Genomic DNA, 5,543 nt, shown 5'->3' on the forward strand with positions numbered 1-5,543 from the left:
AAAGGGCTTTATATATCGTGGGGCGCACGAAAATTAACGCTTGGGGAGAAACTCCCTCTTGGTTGGTTGGAGAAATCCTGCTAGCTAACGGAGATTCGTTGAACCAAGAATCCACGCTCCTTTAGGGCGTGGAGCGTCAAGAAATAGTTAAAAAAGAGAGAGAATTATCTCCCTCTCCTTGAGCTTGAGCCAATGAATTGCTCCCGTCAGCAGCGACTTATTCGTTGGGTAAGGTGGCCACTTGCGGACTCATAATCATAGCTTGGCTAAAATCGCTTAAATCTGCCGCCTTTAACAACTTTACCCAGTCGGCTTGGACTTGGGAATCGTTGGGGTTGTCGGCATAGGCTTGGGCTAACTGATCTAAGGCATCATACCAAATACCCTTTTCCGCTAAAAGACGGGCTTTGTTGTGGGGGGGAACTTCCGCTAACTGGGATGCTAAGTCAGAGGGGGTGGGGACTTGGCGAATCCATCCTTGGGCAGTGCCCATAATTTCATCGTAGGAATCGAGGACAGAAACTGTCCAATAATAATTTTCCTCGGTTTCTAGAAGTTTGTCGCCGGTTTCGGGATGGGTTTCTGGAAGTTGTAAGCGGAGAATCCCGGCATTGCCCGATACTTCTATCTCGGTACGATAGACCATTTTGTGGTCAGCGTTCATTAATTCGACCACCACAAAACGGTTTAACTCCGGATCAAGTAATCCTGGGGCATAGACATATAAAGAGGGGTTCGATTCTAGGGTGACACCAAATTTATGGGTTTGGGGAACGAGGGGGGTGACGCTTAATTCTGAACCACTGCGTGTTCCCCCGGCTTCCATCCGGTCGGGACTGCCTAAATTAGAGGGGGGGGTGTAATTGTGATTTTGCCACTGATTGGGGATATTTTGGGCCCGGACGGCTTGGACTGAGAAAAGGGCAAGACTGGTTAAAAGGGTAATGCTAAGGAATTGCCCCAGACGGGGTGAGAATTGGGATTTAAAGGAAACCATAGTTTTTGTCGAGAGATATAACACGGCGATTGGGTTAAGATGCAGACACACCCTGATGCACAATCTCAAATTAAGATTGAATTGCAGATGGTTTTACGGCCAATTGTCCAGAAAACCTCGCTCAAAAGTTCATATCGAGCATTGAGATGAGTCTAGATTCTGCTAAGTTAAGCCACTGAGTACAGGATTGGCATTGAAGCCCAGATCCGCTTCTACTATTATTTTCATTCCAATTGAGCATGATTCCAGATTCATCTATCTCTGTTTTAACTCAAGAAACTATCAAACCTAGAACAATTCATCCGATTGCGGCAGCAACGCTTCATGGCATTGCGTTTCAGGGCAATACCCTCTATGCTCTAGATTCGACCAGTGGGTATCTGCTGGAGGTCGATCCTGTGACCGACAATACGCGCATTGTCAATCCGCATAATTGGCAAAATTTTGTGGGGGCAACAGGGTTAGCGATCGCGCAGGATGTACTCTGGTTTACTAGAAACGAAGATGTCTATTTTTGTTCCCTCAAGGATTTAGAAATTCATCGTTTTATTACCCTGCCCTATTCGGTGAATGGCATTGGGGTGAAGGATGCGACGGTTTATATCACTTGTCAGAGGACAGGGTATATTTTGATCTTCAGTCGGGAAACCCGTCGAGAAATTACCCGCTTGTATGCCCCTGGGATTGGGGTGGAGAATATTACGGTGCGGGGAGAGCATTTGTGGTTGTGTGATGATGTGGAACAGACGGTCTATTGTCTCGATCGCGCAACGGGAGAAATTGAGTTTAGTGTGTTGACTCCCTTTGAGAATCCCACGGGGTTATCGTTTTATACTAACCCGGAAACGGGCCAGGAAACCCTTTATGTGACCTATGTTCACGATGAACCTTATATTCGGGATAATCCTAATGCCCATCCCAATCATGAGTTACAGTACCGCGATCGCTCCTTAGTCCATCCCCTCTATTTCCATTTTGACCCGGAAGGGAAGCACGCCCTCTCCAATGGCTTTTTAATTGAAATGTCCTATGTAGAGGAACTGTCGCCCCTAGATCCCATTGAGGTGGAGGAGCTAGAATGGCACATGGCCTTACCTGCGGAAACCAAGCGGCAAAAATTACGCCATGTTGAACCCGTGGGGTTGCCCTTTGTGGAACGGGAAATTGATGGCCAACGGATTGCCGTGTTTAAGTTTGATAATCTCCAGTCCAATGAACGGTATGTATTTGGCTGGAAAGCAACCTTAGAGGTTTGGAGTATTAAATATCAGTTTGGGCCCAGGGATGGCAATGATTTGCCGGAGTTGTCGGCGGATTTCCAAGAACGCTACTTAGTGGATAATGACAATTTGGCCATGGATAAAGAGAATATCCAACGGGCCGCCAACGATGCCGTTGCTGAGGAAACCAATCTCCTGCGCAAAATGTACAACATTCGGAATTATGTCTATGACCGTCTCTCCTATGGTATTAAACCCCATATTGATTCCCCCGATGTTGCCCTTGCTAGGGGGGTAGGGTCCTGTGGAGAGTATTTAGGGGTATTATTGGCCTTATCCCGTCTCAATGGCATTGCTTGCCGCACGGTAGGCCGTTATAAATGCCCGGCCCAACCCCTCAGTCGTAATGTCCCCCTCGAACCGGATTTTAACCATGTTTGGATGGAGTTTTACTTACCGGGGTTTGGCTGGTTGCCCATGGAGTCCAACCCCGATGATATCAATGAGGGAGGACCCTATCCGACACGCTTCTTTATGGGCCTGTCCTGGTATCATGCGGAGATGGGCAAAGGAGTCCCCTTTGAGAAGTTGTATAGTAAAGGGATTCCGGTGGCCAAGGAACAGGTGTCCATTGGGGAATTAGCCATTAATCATGTCCGCTTTACGATTTTAGAGGAATTAGACCCCAGTGAGGGGCGAGAGAGTTAACTCCTCATACAACTTTGACTTGACCGTTAGGACGGGTTCTTGGGTTTTCTGAACTATCCTCGGACACTTTCCGTTAGGATAAAGAAAAGGTCTGTACGTTGGCTTTAGACGCAATGTTATCTTCATCCTCAATTGCTGTGCGAGAACTTCCTTTATTTCCCCTTCCCGATGTGGTCTTGTTTCCGGGTCGTCCCCTCCCTCTGCATATTTTTGAGTTCCGTTATCGAATTATGATGAATACTATCCTAGAAAGCGATCGCCGCTTTGGGGTACTCATGTTCGATCCCGTACGGGGAGAAATTGCCGAGGTGGGGTGTTGTGCTGAAGTGATTCACTTTCAGCGACTCCCGGACGACCGGATGAAAATTTTAACCCTAGGCCAACAACGCTTTCGGGTGTTGGAATATGTCCGGGAGAAACCCTATCGGGTGGGTTTAGTCGAATGGGTTGAAGATAATGCAACCGATGAAGACCTCCGACCCATGGCCACTGAGGTGGAACAATTGTTAAAAGATGTGGTTCATCTCTCCGCCAAATTGACCGATCAAAAGGTGGAACTTCCCGAAGATTTACCCAATTTACCTCTAGAATTGTCCTATTGGGTGGCCAGTAATCTCTATGGGGTGGCTTCTGAACAGCAAACCTTGTTAGAGATGCAGCAAACTACGGAACGATTAAAGCGGGAGTCAGAAATTTTGACTTCAACTCGGAACCATTTGGCAGCCCGAACGGCGTTAAAGGATGTTTTAAAGTAGAATGGTCAGCATTCAGCTATCAGCCTTGACTCCGAGACTCTTAAAACTAACACTCCGTTGGCGAAGCCTCTCAAACGGGAGAAAATAGGTCTATAAACCCGTTTTAATAGGTTTCAGCTATTAGCCTTGGGTTAAAACCCAAGGCATATAAAGGTAGCTTTTTTGCTCTACGGGTTAGGGGTTAATTTATTTTATCGATCACTTTCCCTGACTGGATGGGGAAAAGGTGGTAATTGCCAAATATTTTGAGGACTTCAGCATATTTTGGTAATTTTGTCAAGGCATTGTGTACTTTTTTATCTGTTTGTGACCCTTCCAACTCAATATAAAAGAGGTATTCACCGAGAGACCGTTTGGTGGGCCGGGACTCAATACGACTCATGTTAATGCTTCGTTCAGCAAAAATTTGTAGTGGTTTCACCAAGGCCCCTGGGATGTTTTGGGAGACACTAAACGCGAGGGAGATATAGTGACCTGCTTGGGTGGGTTGTAACCCTAAAACCCAGAAGCGAGTACAGTTTTCGGGGTAGTCGTTGATATTTTGGGCGAGGATGGGAAGTTGGTAGAGTTGGGCGGCTCGTTCCGATGCGATCGCAGCCGTTGTGTTATCTTGGTCTAGGTAGCGTAGGGCCTCCGTAGTAGAGTTACTAGCAACTTGTTGGACAGTGGGCAGTTGTTGGTTTAACCACCGTTGACATTGGGCCAAGGCTTGCGGGTGAGAAAAGACTGTTTTAATCTGGTCAAAGTGGGCAGCGCGAGACAGCAAAACATGGGCGATAGGAAGGACTAATGCCTGTTGTATCTGAAGTTGGTCTAACTGCCACAACATATCTAGTGTCATGGCCACACTCCCTTGAATGGAGTTTTCAACCGGGACTACCGCTAAATGCGCTTGTTCATAGGCAACCGCTTCTAAAGTTTGGGCAATGGTAGGATAAGGACAAAGAAAGTAGTCTTCCCCCTGCGTTACCTGTAACCAGTTCGCATACGCAAGGGCCGCAGTTTCTGTATATGTTCCCGTTGGACCTAAATGAGCAATAGAAAGGGACATTTTTTTATTGGTTATTGGTTATTTTTTATTGGTTATTGGTTATTTGTTGTTGGTTATTGGTTATTTGTTGTTGATTATTGGCTTTGCCCTATCTACCCATCCTGATAACTCTCCAAACACTACACTGTCCCCACTTCCCTCAAAACTTATTTTAAATTGGTCATCTTCCCCTGATAATTGTTAATTGCTAATTGTTAATTGAAAATGAACCCTTTTCAAATTCGTGCCGCTTCCCCTAGTGATGTTCCTGCCATTTTTCAACTCATTCAAGCCTTAGCCGACTATGAACAATTATCCCATGAAGTTACAGGGACAGTGGACGCATTACAGGAGCATCTGTTTGGGGACTCTCCCTATATTGAAGCAATAGTAGCGGAGGTAGAGGGAAAAGTGGTTGGGTTTGCCCTATTTTTTTACAATTATTCAACCTTTTTAACCCGACCGGGAATTTATTTGGAAGATTTATTTGTTTTACCCGAATACCGTCGTCAAGGGATAGGGACCGAGTTATTAAAGGCCGTGATAGGGTTAGCGGTACAACGGAAGGCCGGTCGCGTGGAGTGGAGTGTGTTAGAGTGGAACGACCCTGCCATTCAATTTTACCAGAAAATGGGCGCAACGGTAATCCCCGACTGGCGAACCTGCCGTATTATAGTTGATAGTTGATATTGGTTTAGATAACCAACAGCTTATCAACCCGTTTTAACGGGTTTTAGCTATTAGCCTTGGGTTTTAACCCAAGGCATATAAACCCAAGGCATATAATATAAAGGTAGCATTCAGCTTATCAACCCGTTTTAACGGGTTTTAGC

At 46.1% G+C, this 5,543-nt stretch carries 6 protein-coding genes; 4 read left to right on the forward strand and 2 right to left on the reverse strand.

Features of this window, described 5'->3' with window-relative positions; genetic code table 11:
• Positions 1-217: 217 nt before the first annotated feature.
• Entirely contained in the window at positions 218-997 is a 780-nt protein-coding gene (locus tag PN462_RS22235) for a DUF928 domain-containing protein (protein ID WP_272131044.1), read from the reverse strand.
• Between the two features lie 239 nt (positions 998-1,236).
• Here PN462_RS22235 and PN462_RS22240 point away from each other — a divergent pair, with 239 nt between their 5' ends.
• On the forward strand, positions 1,237-2,925 hold the full coding sequence (locus tag PN462_RS22240) for a transglutaminase family protein (RefSeq protein WP_272131045.1): 1,689 nt from the start codon (positions 1,237-1,239) through the stop codon (positions 2,923-2,925).
• 113 nt (positions 2,926-3,038) lie between these two features.
• Positions 3,039-3,680, forward strand: a complete 642-nt coding sequence (locus tag PN462_RS22245; protein ID WP_272131046.1) for an LON peptidase substrate-binding domain-containing protein — start codon at positions 3,039-3,041, stop codon at positions 3,678-3,680.
• A gap of 181 nt (positions 3,681-3,861) precedes the next feature.
• On the opposite strand, the gene pheA is transcribed toward PN462_RS22245, so the two are convergent.
• Positions 3,862-4,731 (reverse strand): prephenate dehydratase, encoded by an 870-nt coding sequence (pheA, locus tag PN462_RS22250; RefSeq protein ID WP_272131047.1) that lies wholly within the window; start codon positions 4,729-4,731, stop codon positions 3,862-3,864.
• Between pheA and PN462_RS23735 the strand changes: the two genes are divergently transcribed.
• On the forward strand, positions 4,718-4,915 hold the full coding sequence (locus tag PN462_RS23735) for a hypothetical protein (RefSeq protein ID WP_443029260.1): 198 nt from the start codon (positions 4,718-4,720) through the stop codon (positions 4,913-4,915). The two genes, pheA and PN462_RS23735, sit on opposite strands and share 14 nt — an antisense overlap.
• 20 nt (positions 4,916-4,935) lie before the next feature.
• Positions 4,936-5,397: a GNAT family N-acetyltransferase gene (locus PN462_RS22255; protein WP_272131048.1), complete on the forward strand. Its 462-nt coding sequence runs from the start codon at positions 4,936-4,938 to the stop codon at positions 5,395-5,397.
• Positions 5,398-5,543 lie beyond the last annotated feature (146 nt).

It is taken from the genome of Spirulina sp. CS-785/01, assembly GCF_028330525.1.
Lineage (GTDB): Bacteria > Cyanobacteriota > Cyanobacteriia > Cyanobacteriales > Spirulinaceae > JAQMSD01.

Coding starts and splice junctions, on each gene's coding strand:
- pheA (WP_272131047.1), bottom strand. CDS start 4,731: ATGTCCCTTTCTATTGCTCATTTAGGTCCAACGGGAACATATACAGAA.
- PN462_RS22245 (WP_272131046.1), top strand. CDS start 3,039: ATGTTATCTTCATCCTCAATTGCTGTGCGAGAACTTCCTTTATTTCCC.
- PN462_RS22235 (WP_272131044.1), bottom strand. CDS start 997: ATGGTTTCCTTTAAATCCCAATTCTCACCCCGTCTGGGGCAATTCCTT.
- PN462_RS22255 (WP_272131048.1), top strand. CDS start 4,936: ATGAACCCTTTTCAAATTCGTGCCGCTTCCCCTAGTGATGTTCCTGCC.
- PN462_RS22240 (WP_272131045.1), top strand. CDS start 1,237: ATGATTCCAGATTCATCTATCTCTGTTTTAACTCAAGAAACTATCAAA.